The sequence below is a fragment of the Denitromonas iodatirespirans genome (assembly GCF_018524365.1).
In the GTDB taxonomy this organism is placed as follows: Bacteria; Pseudomonadota; Gammaproteobacteria; order Burkholderiales; family Rhodocyclaceae; genus Nitrogeniibacter; species Nitrogeniibacter iodatirespirans.
In genome coordinates, this window is record NZ_JAEKFT010000002.1 from 125,429 (window position 1) to 143,580 (window position 18,152).

Annotated in this window: 16 protein-coding genes; 5 read left to right on the forward strand and 11 right to left on the reverse strand. The window is 68.7% G+C overall.

Going from position 1 to position 18,152, the window contains the following annotated elements; translation table 11 throughout:
- The first annotated feature begins 6 nt into the window (after nucleotides 1-6).
- Nucleotides 7-129, forward strand: a complete 123-nt coding sequence (locus tag I8J34_RS25075) for a VOC family protein (RefSeq protein WP_353525650.1) — start codon at nucleotides 7-9, stop codon at nucleotides 127-129.
- A 10-nt stretch (nucleotides 130-139) separates the two neighbouring features.
- Here I8J34_RS25075 and I8J34_RS02210 read toward each other — a convergent pair whose 3' ends face one another.
- The 6 genes from I8J34_RS02210 to I8J34_RS02235 all read right to left on the reverse strand — a co-directional run bounded on the left by I8J34_RS02210 (nucleotide 140) and on the right by I8J34_RS02235 (nucleotide 10,679).
- Nucleotides 140-2,131, reverse strand: coding sequence for a sigma-54-dependent Fis family transcriptional regulator (locus I8J34_RS02210; RefSeq protein WP_214359737.1), 1,992 nt, complete (start codon nucleotides 2,129-2,131; stop codon nucleotides 140-142).
- A gap of 330 nt (nucleotides 2,132-2,461) precedes the next feature.
- Entirely contained in the window at nucleotides 2,462-4,441 is a 1,980-nt protein-coding gene (locus tag I8J34_RS02215) for an AMP-binding protein (protein ID WP_214359738.1), read from the reverse strand.
- Nucleotides 4,442-4,471: 30 nt separating this feature from the next.
- Nucleotides 4,472-5,509 carry a zinc-dependent alcohol dehydrogenase family protein gene (locus I8J34_RS02220; RefSeq protein ID WP_214359739.1) on the reverse strand — a complete coding sequence of 346 codons (1,038 nt, stop codon included), beginning with the start codon at nucleotides 5,507-5,509 and terminating at the stop codon, nucleotides 4,472-4,474.
- Nucleotides 5,510-5,615: 106 nt separating this feature from the next.
- Nucleotides 5,616-6,122 (reverse strand): acetone carboxylase subunit gamma, encoded by a 507-nt coding sequence (locus tag I8J34_RS02225; protein ID WP_214359740.1) that lies wholly within the window; start codon nucleotides 6,120-6,122, stop codon nucleotides 5,616-5,618.
- A 65-nt stretch (nucleotides 6,123-6,187) separates the two neighbouring features.
- The gene (locus I8J34_RS02230; RefSeq protein WP_214359741.1) at nucleotides 6,188-8,512 is read right to left on the reverse strand and encodes a hydantoinase B/oxoprolinase family protein; all 2,325 of its coding nucleotides are present in this window, start codon (nucleotides 8,510-8,512) and stop codon (nucleotides 6,188-6,190) included.
- Between the two features lie 10 nt (nucleotides 8,513-8,522).
- Nucleotides 8,523-10,679: a hydantoinase/oxoprolinase family protein gene (locus I8J34_RS02235; protein WP_214359742.1), complete on the reverse strand. Its 2,157-nt coding sequence runs from the start codon at nucleotides 10,677-10,679 to the stop codon at nucleotides 8,523-8,525.
- Between the two features lie 423 nt (nucleotides 10,680-11,102).
- On the opposite strand from I8J34_RS02235, the gene I8J34_RS02240 reads away from it, so the two are divergent.
- Nucleotides 11,103-11,390 carry a hypothetical protein gene (locus I8J34_RS02240; protein ID WP_214359743.1) on the forward strand — a complete coding sequence of 96 codons (288 nt, stop codon included), beginning with the start codon at nucleotides 11,103-11,105 and terminating at the stop codon, nucleotides 11,388-11,390.
- Nucleotides 11,391-11,496: 106 nt separating this feature from the next.
- Here I8J34_RS02240 and I8J34_RS02245 read toward each other — a convergent pair whose 3' ends face one another.
- The 3 genes from I8J34_RS02245 to I8J34_RS02255 form a co-directional block, all read right to left on the reverse strand.
- A complete protein-coding gene (locus tag I8J34_RS02245; RefSeq protein ID WP_214359744.1) occupies nucleotides 11,497-11,817 on the reverse strand; it encodes a hypothetical protein in 321 nt (106 codons plus the stop codon).
- 5 nt (nucleotides 11,818-11,822) lie between these two features.
- Nucleotides 11,823-12,293, reverse strand: coding sequence for a DM13 domain-containing protein (locus I8J34_RS02250; protein ID WP_214359745.1), 471 nt, complete (start codon nucleotides 12,291-12,293; stop codon nucleotides 11,823-11,825).
- 143 nt (nucleotides 12,294-12,436) lie between these two features.
- A complete protein-coding gene (locus tag I8J34_RS02255; RefSeq protein WP_214359746.1) occupies nucleotides 12,437-13,186 on the reverse strand; it encodes a siderophore-interacting protein in 750 nt (249 codons plus the stop codon).
- A 94-nt stretch (nucleotides 13,187-13,280) separates the two neighbouring features.
- Between I8J34_RS02255 and I8J34_RS02260 the strand changes: the two genes are divergently transcribed.
- The 3 genes from I8J34_RS02260 (at nucleotide 13,281) to hppD (ending at nucleotide 15,245) form a co-directional block, all read left to right on the forward strand.
- Nucleotides 13,281-13,694 carry a MarR family winged helix-turn-helix transcriptional regulator gene (locus I8J34_RS02260; protein ID WP_214359747.1) on the forward strand — a complete coding sequence of 138 codons (414 nt, stop codon included), beginning with the start codon at nucleotides 13,281-13,283 and terminating at the stop codon, nucleotides 13,692-13,694.
- A 167-nt stretch (nucleotides 13,695-13,861) separates the two neighbouring features.
- Nucleotides 13,862-14,110, forward strand: coding sequence for a hypothetical protein (locus I8J34_RS02265; protein ID WP_214359748.1), 249 nt, complete (start codon nucleotides 13,862-13,864; stop codon nucleotides 14,108-14,110).
- A gap of 58 nt (nucleotides 14,111-14,168) precedes the next feature.
- Entirely contained in the window at nucleotides 14,169-15,245 is a 1,077-nt protein-coding gene (gene hppD / locus I8J34_RS02270) for a 4-hydroxyphenylpyruvate dioxygenase (RefSeq protein ID WP_214359749.1), read from the forward strand.
- A 72-nt stretch (nucleotides 15,246-15,317) separates the two neighbouring features.
- Here hppD and I8J34_RS02275 read toward each other — a convergent pair whose 3' ends face one another.
- Both I8J34_RS02275 and I8J34_RS02280 read right to left on the reverse strand, forming a co-directional pair.
- Nucleotides 15,318-16,148, reverse strand: coding sequence for an FxDxF family PEP-CTERM protein (locus I8J34_RS02275; protein ID WP_214359750.1), 831 nt, complete (start codon nucleotides 16,146-16,148; stop codon nucleotides 15,318-15,320).
- Between the two features lie 29 nt (nucleotides 16,149-16,177).
- Nucleotides 16,178-18,088 carry a bifunctional metallophosphatase/5'-nucleotidase gene (locus I8J34_RS02280; RefSeq protein WP_214359751.1) on the reverse strand — a complete coding sequence of 637 codons (1,911 nt, stop codon included), beginning with the start codon at nucleotides 18,086-18,088 and terminating at the stop codon, nucleotides 16,178-16,180.
- Nucleotides 18,089-18,152 lie beyond the last annotated feature (64 nt).

Here is an 18,152-nt window from a genome sequence, read left to right on the forward strand (position 1 = left end):
GCAGATCTGGACGCCACCTTCCAGCGCCTGCAGGCGCTGGATGCGGAGATCGTCCAGGAGCCGACCGACCAGCCCTACGGAGTGCGCGATCCGGCCGGCAACATGATCCGGATCCAGCAGATGGCATGAGGCCCGATCGTCAGCGCATGCCCAGCCGCTGGCTGCGTTGCTGCATGACTTCGTCGTAGAGGCCGTAGTCCCTGAGCTTTTGGTAGAGGGTGCTCTTGGCGATGGCCAGTTGCCGGGCGGCGCGGGTGAGGTTGCCGCCGGTGTCGGCGATGGTGCGGCGGATGAGGTCGGCCTCGACATCGCTGATGCGCTGCCCGCTTGCGATGGCAGACAGGGGCGGTGCCGTTTCGGGATCCAGCGCGTCGAGTTCAGGCGGCAGCATGTCGATGTCGAGGCGGTCGCCGTCGCTCACCAGCAGCATGCTCTCGACCACGTTGCGCAGCTCGCGCACATTGCCCGGCCAGGCATAGCGGGCCAGCCGGGCGGTGACCGCGTCGTCGACCGCGGGGATCGGCATGTGGTGGCGCTCGGCGAAGTGGGCGAGGAAATGGCGCAGCAGCAGCGGGATGTCGCCGACGCGGTCGCGCAGCGCGGGGATGCGGATCGAGGTGACCGCGACCCGGTAGTAGAGGTCCATGCGAAAGCGCCCGTCGGCAACCTCCTGGCGCAGGTCGCGGTGGGTGGCGGCCACCAGGCGGAAGTTGGTCTGGCGCGGCACGTTTTCGCCGAGGCGGTAGATCTCGCCCTGCTCCAGCACCCGCAACAGGTGGGGTTGCAGGTCCATGGGCATTTCGCCGATTTCGTCGAGAAACAAGGTGCCGCCGTTGGCCGCTTCGATCTTGCCGATCACGCCGCCGCGCCGCGCGCCGGTGAAGGCGCCGTCCACATAGCCGAACAGCTCGCTGGCCAGCAGCTCGCGTGACAGCCCGCCGCAGTTGAGCGCGACGAAGGGGCCGTCGCCGAAGGGGCTGGCTTGGTGGATGCCCTGGGCGAACTCCTCTTTGCCGACGCCGGTCTCGCCGAGCAGCAGCACCGGTACCTTGGAGCGGGCCAGCTGGCCGGCCTTGCGCACCGCGGTTTGCAGGCCGCGGTCGGCGGTGACGATGTTGCCGAAGCCGGCCGGCAGGCTGTCGACCGCCTCCGCCGGTTTGTCGCGCAGGCGCCCGAGTGCGGGCAGTGGCAGGACGAGCAGCGTGCCGATGCGGGCGCCACGGTCGGTGACGGGGGCGAGCCACTCGGGCCGTAGCCACGGCGGCAGGTCCGACAAGTCGCCCTCCAGGGCGAGGGCGGGGATGCGACGTGGCCGGCTCAGGTCGAGGTCGGCGCCGAGCGCGGTGAGCACCGCCTGGGCATTGCCGTTGGCCTTGACCGGATAACCGCGCCGGTCGAAGAGCACCACGCTGTCGGTGCCGGACGACCAGTGCGGCAGGGCGGCTTCGAGCAGGCGCAGGCGCAGCTCGGTCTCGCGCATGGTGAGCCGGCTTTCGATGCGGTTGGCGGTGGTCACCACCAGCGCCAAGCTTTGGCGGTTGTAGGTTTCGGACAGGCCCGAGACGTCCACCACGCCGAGGATTTCGCCATCGATGGGGTGGCGGACCACCATCGCCGAACAGGTCCAGCGCTTGATGCCGGCACAGTAGTGTTCCGCCGAGTGGATCTGCACCGGCTCGCCCACCGCCAGGGCGGTGCCGATGGCGTTGGTGCCGCAGATGCGTTCGCTCCAGGACACGCCGGGCAGCAGGTGGATGTTTTCGGCCGCGCCCACGGTGCGGGTGTCGCCCTCCATGCTGAGGATGGTGCAGCGCGTGTCGGCCAGCGCCATGACGGTGCCGGTTTCGGCCAGGAAGTCGCGCGCGCAGGCCATCACCGGCGCGCTGGCTTCGAGCAGTTCGGTGTGGGTGTGGCGCAGGGATTCGAGCCGGGATTCGGTCAGCGGCGGCGGGGCGCTGCGCTTGTCGGGGTCTACGTTGTGTTCGCGACAGCGCCGCCATGAGCCTTCCACCAGGCTGCGCAGCGCGTCGGCCGGTCGGCCGCTGCCGTCCAGAAAGTGCTCCCACGCGGCCATCACCGCGGCGTCGTTGCCGGGCTCCGAGAAACGTTGCCCGTCGGCTGTCTCCGCCATCCGTTCGATCTCCTCCTCGTTGCAAGTCAGCGCCCGGCTGCTCGTCTGGCAGGTGGAGATCGTCGCGGCGTCTCCTCCGTCGTGCTGGCTTGGTGTGTTGCGTCCGTGCTGTCAGCTTAGCTCAAGCGGGCCGGGTGTCACCTCCGGGCGACCGCTGGTGCTAATCCACGAGCAAGCTTGGTGCCACCTGCCGTGTGGCGGGAGAATGCGCGCGTGGGCGGGCGATTGCCCGCCGGTGGGGTGCCTCGTCGCCGACGCGAAGCAGCGCTGACAGCGTTCGATTTCCGAACGTTCGTCGTCCGAACGGCCGGAAATCGAACGCTTCGGCGCTCAGGCGATGGCTTCGCCGGCCGCGCGGCAATTGGCCAGGGCGTCGAGCGCGGCCGGGTTTTCGAGGGCGCTCAGGTCGCCCGGGTCGGTGTCGAGCCACACCGCCCGCACCACGCGCCGCAGGATCTTGCCGTTGCGGGTGCGCGGCAGCGCGGCCACCCGGTGCACCCGCGCCGGCGCCAGCGGCTTGCCGAGCAGGGCCGCCACATGGCGGATCAGCTCGGCCTCGACCCCGGGCCAGTCGTCCGCGACCGCCCCACCGGCGACGGTGACGAAGCAGGTGGCCACTTCGCCCTTGACCGGGTCCGGCACGCCGATGGCCACCGCTTCGGCCACCATGGGATGGGCCACCAGGGCGGACTCGTACTCGGCCGGGCCGACGCGCTTGCCGGCGATCTTGAGGGTGTCGTCGCTGCGCCCCTGGATGAACCAGTGGCCGTCGGCGTCCACCCGTGCCCAGTCGCCGTGCACCCACAGGTCGGGGAAGCGCGACCAGTAGGTGTCCAGGTAACGCGCCGCGTCATGCCAGAAGCCGTGGGCCATGCCGGGCCAAGGGGCGCGCAGTACCAGCTCGCCGATCTCCTCGCCGGTGCCTTGGTCGAGCAGCGAGGCGCCGTCGATGTCGACCACATCGGCCTGCATGCCGGGGATCGGGCCGGCGAAGGCGCAGGGCTTCTGCGGCAGGCCGGCAAAGCAGGCGAGGATGCCGCCGCCGATCTCGGTGCCGCCGGAATAGTTGATGATCGGGCAGCGGCCCTGGCCCACGGCGTCGAACAGCCAGTGCCAGGGCGCGTCGTTCCAGGGCTCGCCGGTGGACCCGAACACCCGCAGGCTGTCGAGCTGGCCCGGTTGCGGCAGACCGGCGTCGCCGGCGGCCATGAGCAGACGTGCGAGGGTGGGCGACAGGCCCAGGTGAGTGAGGCGGTGGCGGGCCACCAGTTGCCAGATGCGGTTCGGCGTAGGGTGGTCGGGCGTGCCTTCGAAGAACACCAGCGTGGCGCCGCGCAGCAGGCCGCCGAAGACCAGCCAGGGGCCCATCATCCAGCCCATGTCGGTGATCCAGGCGAGGCGGTCGCCGGGCTTGAGATCGAAGGCCATGAGCAGATCCTGCGCCGCCTTGAGCGGGAAGCCGGCATGGGTGTGGACCACGCCCTTGGGGCGGCCGGTGGTGCCCGAGGTGTAGAGAATCATCAGCGGCGTCGAGGTGCCGTGGATGGCCGGGCCGGTGTCCGGATCGCTGGCCGCCACCAGGCTGCGGTAGTCCCACTCACGCCACTGCCCGCTCGCCTGCGGCGCCCAGGGCGTGCCCAGGCGCGGCACCACCAGCAGATGGGCCAGGGCCGGGGCGGCTGCGGCGGCGGTGCGGGCCTCGCCGAGCATGTCCACCCGCTTGCCGCGGCGCAGGTAGCCGTCGGCGCAGACCATCACCATCGCTTCGCTGTCGATCAGGCGGCTGGCCACGGCGTCGGCGCCGTAGCCGGAAAACAGGGGCAGCACGATGGCGCCGAGGCGGGCGGCGGCGAGGAACACCACCGCGGTCTCTGGCACCATGGGCAGGTACATGGCGATGCGCTCGCCCGGGCACACGCCCAGCCGCGCCAGCGCGGTGGTGAGGCGCCGGGCCGCATCGTCCAGCTCGCGCCAGGTGAAGCGGCGCAGGTCGCCGTCGTCGCCCTCCCAGATCAGCGCGGGCTGGTCGGGGGTGGCCCGGGCGCGGCGGCCGACGAGGTTCTCGAACAGGTCGAGCTCGCCGCCGACGAACCAGCGCGGCCACTCGGGCCCGTGGGACCGGTCGCACACGGTGTGGTAGCGCCGGTGCCAGGTGAGTCCGACGGCGTCTTCGACTTCTGCCCAGAAGCGGGTCGGTTCTTCGCGGGCGCACAGGTGCAGGGCGCCCAGGTCGGCATGGCCGTAGTCGTGCAGGAATCGGCACAGCGCGGTGTCTTCGAAGCGCGTGCCGTGCGCCAGATAAGTCGTCATGGGGGCGAGCTCCTCCATCGTCAATGCCGCTCAGGCTTCGAGGATCACTTTCATTGCCTTTTCGCGTGCGGCGTTGCCGAACACGCGATAGGCCGCCTCGATGTCGTCGAGGGCGAAGCGGTGGGTCACCAGCGAACCGGGCGACAGCGTGCCGGCCTGCACCGTTTGCAGCAGCATCGGCGTGGTGTGGGTGCTGACCAGGCCGGTGGTGAGGGTGATGTTGCGGATCCAGAGCTTGTCCAGATGCAGGCTCACGGGGGTGCCATGCACGCCGACGTTGGCGATGTGGCCGCCGGCGGCGACGATCTCTTGGCACAGGTCGAAGGTGGCGGGAATGCCCACCGCCTCGATCGCCACGTCGGCGCCGCGCCCGTCGGTGAGCGCCATGAGGCGGTCGGCGATGTCGCCCTCGGCGGCGTTGAAGGTGTGGGTGGCGCCGAGCTGGCGGGCGGTGTCGAGGCGATTGGTGTCCATGTCGACCATCACCAGCCGGGCCGGCGAGTAGAACTGCGCGGTGAGCAGCGCGGCCATGCCGACCGGGCCGGCGCCGACGATGACCACGGTGTCGCCGGGCTTGACCTGGCCGTTGAGCACGCCGATCTCCAGGCCCGTGGGCAGGATGTCGCTGAGCATCACCAGCGCTTCCTCGTCGGCCCCGTCGGGGATCGGATGCAGGCTGTTGTCGGCATGGGGGATGCGCACATACTCGGCCTGGGTGCCGTCGATGAGGTGGCCGAGGATCCAGCCGCCGTCTTCGCAATGCGCATAGAGCTGGCGCTTGCAGTTGAGGCAGCGACCGCAGGCGCTGATGCAGGAGATGAGGACATGGTCGCCGGGCTTGAAACGGCTCACGCCCTCGCCCACCGATTCGACGATGCCCACGCCCTCGTGGCCGAGGGTGCGCCCCGGCGTGACGGTGGGCACATCGCCCTTGAGGATGTGCAGATCGGTGCCGCAGATGGTGGTGCGGGTGATGCGGACGATGGCATCCGTCGGTTTGTCGATGACGGGTTTGGCCTTGTCCTGCCAGGCCATCTTGCCGGGCTCTTGATAGACGAGCGCTTTCATGGGGACTCCAAAAACGAAGCCGACGCGGCCCGGTTGCGCCGCGCCGGCGGGAGAGAACGGGTGATGCGCACGCCCCGACCGGCGGGGCGTGGCGATGCAAGTGCGGTCAGGCGGCCTTTTCGGGCACCGGCAGGCCGACCCACTCCTCGTAGAAGGCTTCGATGTCGGGCTCGAAGTCGTGGATCACCGGGTACCAGGGCGTCGGCGCTTCGACGTCGTGCATGGTTCCGCAGCTGGGGCAGTAGTACTCGCGATAGACCTGCCAGGCGGTGTCGGGGGCCATCAGCTTCGGATAGACCTCGGTCATCGCCTCTTCGGTGTCGCGCACGTACACCACGGCGTTGAGCTTCCAGTTCTCGCGGTAATCGCCGAACTCGTGGCCGCAGTCGCACTTGGTCACCCATTGTTTGCTCTTGGCGTTCTGGGCGATGTAGAGGTGCGGGCCGAGCGGCAGGACAATTTTGTCGCGCCAGCTCACCTTCTTCTGCAGGGCCTCGACATAGAGGGCGAAGCGTTCGTTGTCCTTGGGCATGGCGAGCATGCGCATGGTGGTGTCCCAGTCGAGCTTGCCGTCAGCCAGCTTGGCCACCTGTTCCTTGGTATAGCGACTCATGATGTGTCTCCTGATGTTCTGCGGGCCGCCGGCCGGGGCCGGCGGCGATCGGGGTCAGTGGGTGGTCATTCCTCGACCAGGGTCACGGTGCGCACGTCGGGCATCTTGGCCAGGTCCATGCGGTACTTGCTGCCGTAGGAGGGCACGTCCAGTTCGTCCTCGGTGAGGGTCCAGTCGGCGGGCAGGTTCCAGAAGGTCTTGAACTGGTTCAGGAACTTCTCCGACAGGCCGAAGCTGGTGGCGAACATGTGCTTGACCTGGGCGCTGGCATGCTTGGTGACGATCCGCTCGCGCTCCTCGTGCATCCATTCGCGGGTGGGCACGGCGCGGGCGAGCCGCTCCTTGCGCACCTCGGCGCGACGCTTCGCTGTGGCCTCGGCATCGACGCTCCACACCCCCTTGGCGTCCTGACGGATGGCCGCGCCATAGACCTTCTGCGCGTACTCCGGCAGCAGCCAGGCGTTGTTGAGGTCGCGGGCGATGGCCTCGGGTTCGCGGTCGAGCGGGTCGCCGTAGCCGGGGCCGCCGCGCAGGTAGTTGAGGTACAGGTCGTAGTTCTCGTAGCAGTCCTCGGTGGTCATGCACTGGTGGTCGCGCTTGACGCGGGCGCCGGCATCGATGTGGCGCTCGTAGTCCGGCGCGTCCGGATTCACGTCGGCGCCCAGCGGCAGGCTGTCGCCGACCACGATGCGCTGCTCCAGACCCGTCTTGTGGGCTTCGAAGCGGTAGCCGGTGGCCGACGGGTAGCCGCCCATCAGGCCCCAGTCGCTGTTCATGAAGCCGTTGCCCATGAAGAACATGGTCCAGTCCTGCGCCTTCCACACCATGCGCAGGGTCTCGAAGCCGCAGCCGCCGCGATACTTGCCGTAGCCGCCGGAGTTGCACTTGGCGTTGCGGCCGAGGTAGAGCAGCGGTTCGGCCATCTCCCAGATCTCGATGTCGCCCATGTCGCCTTCCGGGTTCCAGATGGCGGCGGCATGGTTGAGGCCGTCCTTGATCGCCGAGGCGCCGGTGCCGCAGGAGGAGGCTTCGAAGGAGTTGACCGCGTGGATCTCGCCGTCCTGGTTGATGCCGCCGCCCTGCAGCCAGTTGGAGGTGTTGGCGTTGCCGGCGTTGACCTCTTCCAGGTAGCCGCGGCTGAAGTAGGCCTGCGAGAGGCCGCGCCACATGGTGGTCCACGCCGAGACCAGGAAGTGCCAGGCGTAGGCGTGGCCGGTGCGGCGGTCGTCCGGGTTGTTCCAGCCGCCCTTGGGCATGTGGAACTCGGTGCCGTAGTAGGCGCCGTCGTTGATGCGCTGGGTGGGCACCAGGGTCTGCGTCATCATCACCCAGATGCCGCTGGTGAAGGCCACCTGGTGGGCGTTGTAGCTGTGCCAGCCCCAGCGGCTGGCGCCCTCGAAATCGAGCCGCCAAGTGCCGTCCTTGCGGATCTCCATCTCCACCGGGGCGTGCATGATGGTGTCGAGCTTGGCGAAGGCGTTGGAGGTCTGCACGTCCTCGTGGGCGTAGGGCACGTCCACGAAGGCCACCTTGCGGTATTTGCCCGGCAGGGTCATGGCCTTGAGGCGCGTCGAGAGGCCGCGCCGGCCTTCCTCGATGACCTCGAAGGCGAACTGCTCGTAGGCCTCCAGGCCTTCCTCCTCGATCACTTCCTCGACCAGGTCGCGGATCATGTGGCAACCGGCGATGCGGGTCTTCTCGTCGAGAATCCAGTACTTGGGCGTGCGCACCGAGCGCTGGGACTCATGCAGCCAGTCGCGCAGCGGCGTGTCGTTCACCCCGGTCTTGCGGCAGGTGATCATGTAGCCGTCGCCGAAGCGCTGGGTCTGGCCGGTGGACATCGAGCCCGGGGTCACCGCGCCGGTGTCGATCACATGGGTGACGCCGCCGACCCAGCCGATCAGCTTGCCCTGGACGAAGATCGGCACGATGGTGGCGATGTCGCAGGGGTGCACATTGCCGATCGAGCAGTCGTTGTTGGTGAACATGTCACCGGGGTTGATGCCGGGGTTGGCCTCCCAGTTGTTCTCGATCATGTACTTGATCGCGGCGCCCATGGTGCCGACATGGATGATGATGCCGGTGGAGGTGAGCACGCAGTCGCCGGCGGCGTTGTAGAGGGTGAAGCACAGCTCGCCCTCCTGCTCGACGATCGGGCTGGCGGCGATCTTCTTGGCCGTCTCGCGCGCATGCACCAGGCCGCCGCGCAGCTTGGAAAACAGCTTCTCGTAGCGGATCGGGTCGGCCTCGCGCAGCGCTAGCGTCTCGAGCCCGTTGTAGTGGCCGCTCTCCTTCGTGCGTTCGAGGATCGCGTCCCGGTATTGCTTCAGAGTCTGGCCGGTGCCAAGCAGGTTGGCGAAGCCGGTTTCCTTGTGGGTCATCATGTTCATGGTTGTCTCCTCACTTGCCTTGAATTTCGCGCAGGTGGAACAGGCGATGCTTGTCGAGCCGGGTGGCGAAACCGTTGGGCACGACGAAGGTGGTGGCGTCGGATTCGATGATGGCCGGGCCGGTGATCTCGTTGCCGGGCTTGAGCGCTTCCATCTTCCACAGCACCGCATCGACCCATTGCTTGTTGCGGTAGAACGGGCGGGTGCCCAGATGCGCTTCCGGCGGCGGGGTCGGGCCGGCTTCCTCGTCCTCGGGCAGGGAGGGCTTCTGCACCGTGACCAGGCCGCGCATGATGGCGCCGGTGACCGAGAAGCCCAGCTCCGGCGAGCGTGCCGAGCTGGCATAGACGCGCGAGTAGGTCTCCTCGTAGGCCTCGACCATCTTGTCCCAGTCGGCGGCGGTGGCCGCGCCGGTGATCGGCGAGTCGATCTCCAGGTCGTTGAGTTGGCCCATGTACTGCATGCGGTAACCGGGGCGCAGGATCACGTCTTCGGGCTTGAAGCCGTTGATGACGAATTCCTCGATGACCTTGGCCGCCAGTTCCTCCCAGGCGGCCTGGATGGTCTGGCTGGCGGCGACTTTCTCGTCGTCGCTGCCATGCTGCGGCACGGCCACGTCCACGCTCTTGTCGTAGCGGTATTCGAAGTCGGCGCAGGCGCAGCCGAAGGCCGAGAAGCCCGCCGCCCAGGCCGGCACGATCACATCCTTGAAGCCGGCGCCCTCGGTGTAGCCGTAGGTGTGCACCGGGCCGGCGCCGCCGTAGGAGAAGCACACGAAGTCGGCCGCGTTGTAGCCCTTGGCGCTGATGTTGGCGCGCAGGTAGTCACGCAGCTGCAGGTCGAGCAGCTCGATCACGCCGGCGGCAGCATCTTCCACCGACAGGCCGAGCGGGTCGGCGATCTGCGCCTTGATGTGTTGGCGGGCGCGCTCCACGTCCAGCGTGATGGCGCCGCCGAGGAAGTTGTCCGGGTTCAGGTAGCCGAGCACCACATGGCAGTCGGACACCGACACCGTGTCCAGCCCGCTCTCCGGCCAGCAGGTGCCGACCCGGTAGCCGGCCGAATCCGGCCCCAGCTTGATGCCGCCGCTGTAGGGGTCGATGCGCACGAAGCTGCCGGCGCCGGCACCCACCGAGTCCATCGCCACCAGCGGCAGGGAGAGCACCAGGCGCGCCATATCCGGGTCGGACATGATCGAGAACTTGCCCTTGGTGATCAGCGCCATGTCGAAGGAGGTGCCGCCGATGTCGGAGCAGGCGATGTTCTCGTAGCCCAGGGTCTCGCCCAGTAGCTTGGAGCCGATCACCCCGCCGATGGGGCCTGAGACGATGGTGCGCGCCAGCTCCTTGGCCTTCCACGAGATCGTGCCGCCATGGGTGGCCATGACCCGCAGGTCGAACTTGGCGCCGTGTTTCTTGAAGCGGTCGCTCACCTTCTTGAGCGTCTGGCGCGAGGGCTCGGCCGCATAGGCCTCGAGCACCGTGGTGTTCATGCGGTGGCTCTCCTTGCGCGAGGGGTAGTAGTCCACCGAGGCGAACACCGGGAGGTCCACGCCCAGCGCCTTGAGTTCTTCGCGGCACACATCGCGGGCGCGCTTCTCGCTCGCTTCGTTCTTGTGGGATTGCAGCAGGCAGATGACGATCGCCTGGGCGCCGGCTTCCACCAGCTCGCGCGTGGCTTGGCGGACCTCGTGCTCGCGCAGCGGAATCACCACCTCGCCCTGCACGTCGGTGCGCTCGGTCACGCCGCGGGTGCGCGACAGCGGCACCAGCGGATCGTCATAGCGGTGGGTGTTGAGGTGGATGCGGTCTTCGAGGGCATAGCCGAGATAGCTCTGGATCGCCCGGCCCATCGAGTGCACCTGCTCGAAGCCCTTGTTGCAGATCAGGCCCACGTCCAGGCCCTTGCGCTGCACCACCCGGTTGAGCATGGCGGTGCCCGAATACACGCAGGTGACCAACTCCGGATAGACCTGATCGACGTTGCGCGCCCAGTGGGCCAGCGCGTCCTCGGACGAGTTGAAGATGGCGAGCGATTCGTCCGCCGGGTTGCTTTGCGCCTTGCCGACCACGAAGCGGCCGTCTTCGCGCACGAAGAAGGTATCGGTCATCGTGCCGCCGGCATCGATCCCCATCACCTCCACGCGAGATGCAGTCTGGACTTCCATGTTTGTCTCCATTCCGTTTTTTTCGATGGCGGTGCGCAGATGGCGCCGCACCGACTTCTCCTTCGCAATGGCTGTGCCCGGGCGCGCATGCTGCCGCGCAGCATCGGCGCCCAGGCGCGGCTGACGGCGGCCTGCGCCTTGGCACCCACTGCAGCGCAGCACGATGCCGCGGCGCGCGGCGGCGATCAGAAAGACGATGAACGGACGGAAATCGAACGTACGATGGCGCGGGCGCCGGGCATGGGCGGCCGGCGTTGTGGCGATGACCGGTATCGGGATGCAAGACGCACGGGCGCGGGTTGAGAATTGCACGGTGTCGTTGCGGGGCCGCCACCGCGGCCGGCGACAGGCAAGCGCCGGCATGCGGAAACGGCGGCGCCTGTGCGAAGATCCGGGCTGCCCCATGATGAACGACGCGCCACCATGATCCGCTCACTGCTCAAATTCGCCGCCATCCTGATCGTCATCGCCGCCGCCGGCGTTTTGCTCAACCCCTCGCCGGAAAAGCATCGCGACACCATCCGCGACGAGCTGGCCGCGCGCAGCGAGGTGGCGAAGCTGCTGCAACTCGGCCGCGTCGCCGCCTTCTTCTCCGAGTACCACGCCTTCGGCGTCGGCTCCTACACCACCGTCAACGACAAGGTGGTGTCCATCGGCGCCTTCGGCATGGTGTTCGTACGCGAGAACGCGGCGCTGAAGAAAGAATTCTGACTCTGGGCATGCCGCCCGAGGCGGCGTGCCCAGGTCGTGCTTTGCGGGGGATCGGCGCGATCGATCGGCGGACCTTGCGTGCGCCGTTTGCCGACCGGTAGCGGCCTCAGGTGCTGCCGTCGCCGTGGTCGAGCGCCCTCAGAAACCGCGCCCGCGCCGCCGCCAGCGCCATCCGTCCCGACTCGTCCACCAGCCGCATCGCCGTGCCGTGATAGGCCTCGAAGGCGGCCAGCACCGCATCGGCGTCCACCGACCGCGCGGCCTTGGGCGGCGGCGGGGCTTCGCCGTCGACGGCTTTGAGCACGGCGAACTTGGGGATGAACACCGAGCCGCCTTTTTCGGTGGCGCCGGTCATGGGGCCGGTCTTGGTGAGGATCTTGCCCTGGTATTCGAAGCGGGCGCCGAGGGGGAGCTGGTTGAGTTTCATGGCGGTCAGCGGTACTTGGCCGCCGTGATGAACTGGCCGAAGGTTTCGCACCAGACGATGGCGGTGGTGTATTGCGCCGGGTCGATGTCGGGGGGCACGTCGACCACGAAGTTGTCGAAGGTGCGCACATGGCCGACATGCACCAGCGTGGGTTTGAGCCGCTTGAACTCGGCTTCGGTCTCGATGAAGGTGGGCGAGAGGTAGAGCCGGTAGTCGGGCCCCGGCGCGACCCGGCCTTCCAGGGCGATGGCGTGCGCGCTCACCTGCAGTGTGCCCTCGCCCCAGTGCAGGGCGTCGCTGTCCTTGAGGTCGCGGCTGAAGCGGCCGGTGAACATGGCGTTGCCGACACGCTGGCGTGCCTGCTCGGCGCTGGGGGCGTCGGGGGCGGTGAGGATGGGCAGCACATAGATGCCGGCGGCGAAGCCCGCGAACAGGGCGAGGCCGTGGCTGGCGAGGAGCAGGATCAGGCGTTTCATGGGGAGCCCCCGTCGATTCCGGTGAGTTCGGTGCTGTCGTTACGCCGCCGGCCCGGGCCGGCGGTCGAGTCGGCATGCGCCAGGGCGCAGTGCTGCCGAGCTTATCAAATCGTGTGCCCTTCGCGGGGGCTGCCGCGGCGGCCCTACGCCTTTTCGCTGAAGTCGGCCTGGCCGATCCGCCAGTAGGACGACACCCGCATGGCTTCGCGCGGCAGTTGCCATTGCCGGGTGAGCACGTCGCGCAGCCGGGCCATGGCGGACGCTTCGCCGGCGCCCCAGGCGAAGCCGTCGCCTTCGGGCCGGGCGAGGGCTTGCACGGCGTCGATGAGGGCGTCGGCGTCGGCAACCCATAGCAGCGTCAGCGCAGCGGCGCTGTGGAGGTGGCGGCGGTCGGCGGTCGGGGCCTGGATCACGGCGAGCACCCGGCTGTGCGCGGGCATCTCCTCGATGCGCCGGTGGATGGCCGGCAGGGCGCTGGCGTCGCCGACCAGCAGGTGCCAGTCGTAGTCGGTGGGCACGCACATCGAGCCCTTGGGACCGGCGATGGTCACCGTCTGGCCGGCCTGCGCGCGGCGGGCCCAGCGGCCGGCCGGGCCGTCGTCGTGCAGGGCGAATTCGAGGGTCAGTTCGCCGCGCGCGGCATCGTAGTGGCGCGGGGTGTAGTCGCGCCGCACACGGGTGCCGTCTTCGTCGTCAAAGACGAACTTCACATGGTCGTCGAAGCCGTCGGAGCGAAAGTCCGCCAGCGACGTGCCCGAGAAGGTCACGCGGGCGAAGCCGGGGGTCGGTCGTTCGACGCGGTCGACGACGACCTCACGGAAACGCAGTTCGTGACGGATGCGCTGGATGCGTCGGGGTGGCGCGGACGAGGCCGATGGGGATTGGGGGTGCATGGCAAGGCCTTTTTGTTGATAATGTCAAGCAATATCTGCGATGTAATTGATAATGTCAACCAATTCTCCTGTCGAACCGTCCCCCGATCACGTGATGGATGCCGTCCATGAGGTCATGCACCTGTTTCGCGCGATGCAGTACCGGGTCTTGCGCGAGACGCCGCATGAGCTCTCCCACATGGAGTTCAAGGTGCTTGCCTACTTCGCCCGTCATCCGGGCGCGACGCTGAGCGACCTGGTGCTCCATGCCTCGCGCGACAAGGCCCAGATCGCCCGTCTGATCGCCGGTTTGCGCACCAAGGCGCTGCTCGAGGCCGAGGCCGACCCGAAGGATCGGCGCACCTCCCGCGTGCGGGTGACCGCCGCGGGCGCGCGGGTTCACGCGCTGCTGGAGGCGCAAAGCCACGCGCTGGCGGTGCGCGCCGTGGCGGGGCTGGACGATGCGGAGGCGCGCAGGCTGCTGGCCCTGCTCGACCGCGTGCGGCGCAATCTTCTCGACGCCGGTTAGCGCCGCGTATCCCGCCTGCGCCATTGGATGGCGTGCCGAGGGTGCTCTGGCGGGCGCAGAGACGCGGATCGCCGTATTCTGCCCGCCAGATTGGCAGAACATTGCGTGGCGTGCGCCATACACTGTGAGCATCTGCCGCAAGAGCAGAACACCCCACAGGAGGAGACATGGCCATCGCGCCCCATGCAGTGCCCACCCCGCCACCGGCCGGCGCGCCGGTGTCGCGTTCGCGCGTCTGCCGGCCCGGTCAATGCCGTTGCGGCTGCTGTGCGTCGCGCCTGCTGTCCTGCGTGCTGACCCTCACCGCCCGCCTGCGTGGCTCGGCCGGCGCCTCGCAACGGCGCACCGCCTTGTGCCGGGGCGAGCACCTGGCGCGCAGCGTGCGCGGCCTGCCGGGGGCACCTCCGGCGGCCTGATCGATCCAACCCCTTATCACCGCATGCGCGGTCCCCGGATCTATCAGGAGTTTTTGACATGGCTGACCTTTTCGACAATCCGATGGGCTTGATGGGCTTCGAGTTCGTCGAGTTCGCCTCGCCCACCCCGAACGTGCTCGAGCCGCTGTTCGAGCAGCTGGGCTTCACCAAGGTGGCGACCCACCGCTCCAAGCAGGTGGCGCTCTACCGCCAGGGCGAGATCAACTTCATCATCAACAGCGAGCCGCGCAGCGTGGCCTCGTACTTTGCCGCCGAGCATGGGCCCTCGGCCTGCGGGCTGGCCTTCCGGGTGCGCGATGCGCACGCCGCCTACACGCGCGCGATGGAACTGGGCGCGCAGCCGGTGGACATCCCCACCGGGCCGATGGAGCTGCGCCTGCCGGCGATCCGCGGCATCGGCGGCGCGCCCTTGTACCTGATCGACCGCTTCGAAGACGGCGCCTCGATCTACGACATCGACTTCCACTTCATCGAGGGCGTCGAGCGCCGGCCGGTGGGCCACGGGCTGAAGTTGGTCGACCACCTCACGCACAACGTGTACCGCGGCCGCATGAACCACTGGGCGGCGTTCTACGAACGCATCTTCAACTTCCGCGAGATCCGCTACTTCGACATCAAGGGCGAGTACACCGGCCTCACCTCCAAGGCGATGACCGCGCCGGACGGCAAGATCCGCATCCCGCTCAACGAGGAGTCGTCCAAGGGCAGCGGGCAGATCGAGGAGTTCCTGATGAAGTTCAACGGCGAGGGCATCCAGCATGTGGCCTTGCTGTCGGACGACCTGCCGGCCACGGTGGACCGCCTGCGCGCTGCCGGCGTGCCGCTGATGACGGCGCCGCCGGCCACCTATTACGAGATGCTCGACGAGCGGGTGCCGGGCCACGGCGAGTCGGCCGAGGCGCTGCAAAGCCGCGGCATCCTGCTCGACGGCTCGACCGAGGGCGGCCAGCCGCGCCTGTTGCTGCAGATCTTCTCCGAGTGCCTGCTCGGGCCGGTGTTCTTCGAGTTCATCCAGCGCAAGGGCGACGACGGCTTCGGCGAGGGCAACTTCAAGGCGCTGTTCGAATCGATGGAGCGCGACCAGCTGCGTCGCGGGGTGTTGCAGGCCGAGTAAGGCGAGCCAAAGCAGACGGCCCGGACACCGGTTGTGCCGGTGGTCGGGCCGTTTTGCGTGGACCGCCGTGCTTCAGCGGCGACGGCGGGCGATCAGCCCCACCAGACCGAGGCCGGCCAGCAGCATGGCGTAGGACTCGGGCTCCGGCACGGCGCTGACCGTGAGCAGGCCGTCGAACTGCGCCGCGGCGCCGGTCAGCCACGGCTCGCCGGCGGTGTAGGCCTGGGCGCTGCCGGTCTGGGTGGTTTCGAGATGCAGCGACAGCGTGAGGTCGAGCACCTGGCCGACGGCCGAGGCAAAGCTGAGCCCCACCGGCGCGCTGGCATCGCCCGACCACGACAGCGACAGCAGGGCGTCGGGGTGGCCGGCCTGGCGGATGTCGAGATCGAGGCCGATCAGATGGTCGGCGCTCAGGCCGCGGTCGAGCAGCACGTCGGCCATGCCGCTGAGGCTGACATTGACCGGTGTGCCGTCGGCCTCGCCGGCATCGCCCACGATGCGTAGCTGCAGTCCGGACACGGCCACGTCCTGGGTGGCGAAGTAATCGCCCACGGTGCCGTCGGCGCTGGCGGCAAAGCCCAGCGAGTGGGCGGTGCCGAGGTAGAGCGCGGTGGTGGCGCTGTCGCCCAGGGTATCGACGAGCAACGTGTGGGCATAGCCGGTGTCGGCCGCGCCGCCGGGCAGCGTGAGGCTGCCGAGGTCGGCACCGGTGAGGCTGGCGTAGCCGGGCCCGGCGTCGAGGTCGGTGAAGCCATCGGCCGCGACGATGTCGCCGCCGATGTTGGCGCTCAGGCTGCTGAAACCGAAGCCGGTGCCGGCATCGACCAGCGACCAGCGGGCGGCCTGGGCCGGGGCGGTGGCCGCGAGGGCGAGTGCGGCGATGAACAGGGTCTTGTGGAACATGGGTCAGGCTCCTTGGGTGTCCGTCACGCTCAGGGCAGGCGGGTGATGCGGTTCTGCGGGCCCGGGGCGACGCCGGCCGGGTTGGCCTGCAGGTAGGCTTCGAAGGCGTCGAGGTCCACCGCGCCGCCGAGGCGGCTGGTGCCTTCGGTGAGCACCGCGAAGGCGTCGCCGCCGTCGGCCAGGAAGCTGTTGACCGTGACGCGGTAGGCGGCGCTCGGGTCGACCGGCACGCCGCCGAGGGTCATCGCCGTGATGCGGGCGTTGCAGGTGGCGCCGGCCGAGTAGCTATAGGCGAAGCCGGCGGACACTTGCAGCATGCGGGTGCTGCTCTGGCCGTTGCAGCCGGCGAACTGGGTTTCGAGCAGGGTCTTGAGCTGCGCGCCGTTGAGCGTCATGGTCACCAGCGAGTTGCCGAAGGGCTGCACGGTGAAGGCGTCGCCGAAGGTGACCTTGCCGTCGGGGGCGTTGAAGGGCAGGTCGGCGCGGATGCCGCCCGGGTTCATGAAGGCCACCACGGCCTCGCCGAAGCCGGCGTCGTCGGTGGCGTCGAGCTGGGCGTCGGCGATCACGTCGCCCAGCGCCGACTCGCCGGCGGCATTCTGGCTGCGGCTGATGGCCTCGGTGATGGTGCCGATCACGCGCGATTTGGGTACGGCGGAGAGCGCGTCGTAGTGGGCGACCAGGTCGGTCATGTAGGGGGCTTCGGCGGTGGTGTTGCCGGTGCCGGTGGCGACGTTGGTGGCGGCCACCGAGATGACGTCACGCGTTTGGGTGTCGATGGTCAGGTCGATGTCGGTCAGCATGCGGGCGTACTGACCGGCGGAGGTCACGCGCACCGGCTGGCCGGCTTTGTTGGGGATGAGGCAGTTGTAGGCGCGGTGGGTGTGGCCGGAGATGACCAGGTCGACCGCCGCATCGAGCCGGTTGACGATATCGACGATCGGCCCGGAGACGCCGTCGCAGCCGTTGTCGCCGCCGGCCGCGAAGCCGCCTTCATGGATCAGCACCACGATGCTCTCGATGCCCTTGGCCTTGAGCTGGGGCACCAGCGCATTGACCGTGTCGGCCTCGTCGCCGAACTGCAGCCCGGCCACGCCGGCGGGCGAGACGATGGTCGGCGTGCCCTTGAGCGTCATGCCGACGAACGCCACCTTGTTGCCGAGGAAGTCCTTCACGCCATAGGCCGGCAGCACGGTCTGGCCGGTGGTGGTGTCGTGCACGTTGGCGGCGAGAAAGCCGAAGGCCGCGCCGGCGAACTGGCCGTCGCCGCGCACATCCTGCGGCAGGCCGAGGCCGGAGAACGCGTCGCTGGGGTGGTTGCCGCCATGCTGCATGCGGTGGAGCTCGGTCTTGCCTTCGTCGAACTCATGGTTGCCGACAGCGTTGAAGTCGATGCCGATGCGGTTCATCGCCTCGATGGTCGGCTCGTCTTTGAACAACGCCGAGGTCAGCGGGCTGGCGCCGATCATGTCGCCGGCCGAGACCACCGCGTTGAGCGGGTTCTGCGCGCGCAGCGCATCGATGCGGGTGGCGAAGCGGGCCACGCCGGGGTTGCTGCTCGAACCCTCGCCGGCCTTGATGGTGCCGTGGAAGTCGTTGAAGCCGATCAGCTTGACCGTCAGCGTGCGACCGATGTCCGAGGCCTTGGCGGCGGCGATCAACTGGATGCGCTCGCGCGCCGAAATCTGGCGCTCGCGCATCAGCTCGAAGCTCACCCGCGACACATGGGCGAGAAAGCTCGAGGTATTGCCCCAGGCCTGTTCATCGTCGAAGCGGTCGTCGAGGGTGCAGCCCGCGAGGGCGCGGTTGGGCACACCGCTATCGACGGTGCCGAAGGTGACGTTGGCGGCCGGGTCGGGGCTGGTGCAGGTGGCAGCAAAGGCCGCCGTCGGCACGAAGGCGGCGGCGACGGCGGTGGCGAGCAGGTGTTTCACGCGCATGGCGAGGTCCTCGGCAAATGAGTTTGGGGGGCGCAGGGGGAAGCGTCCGGCGTGCCTACGTTAA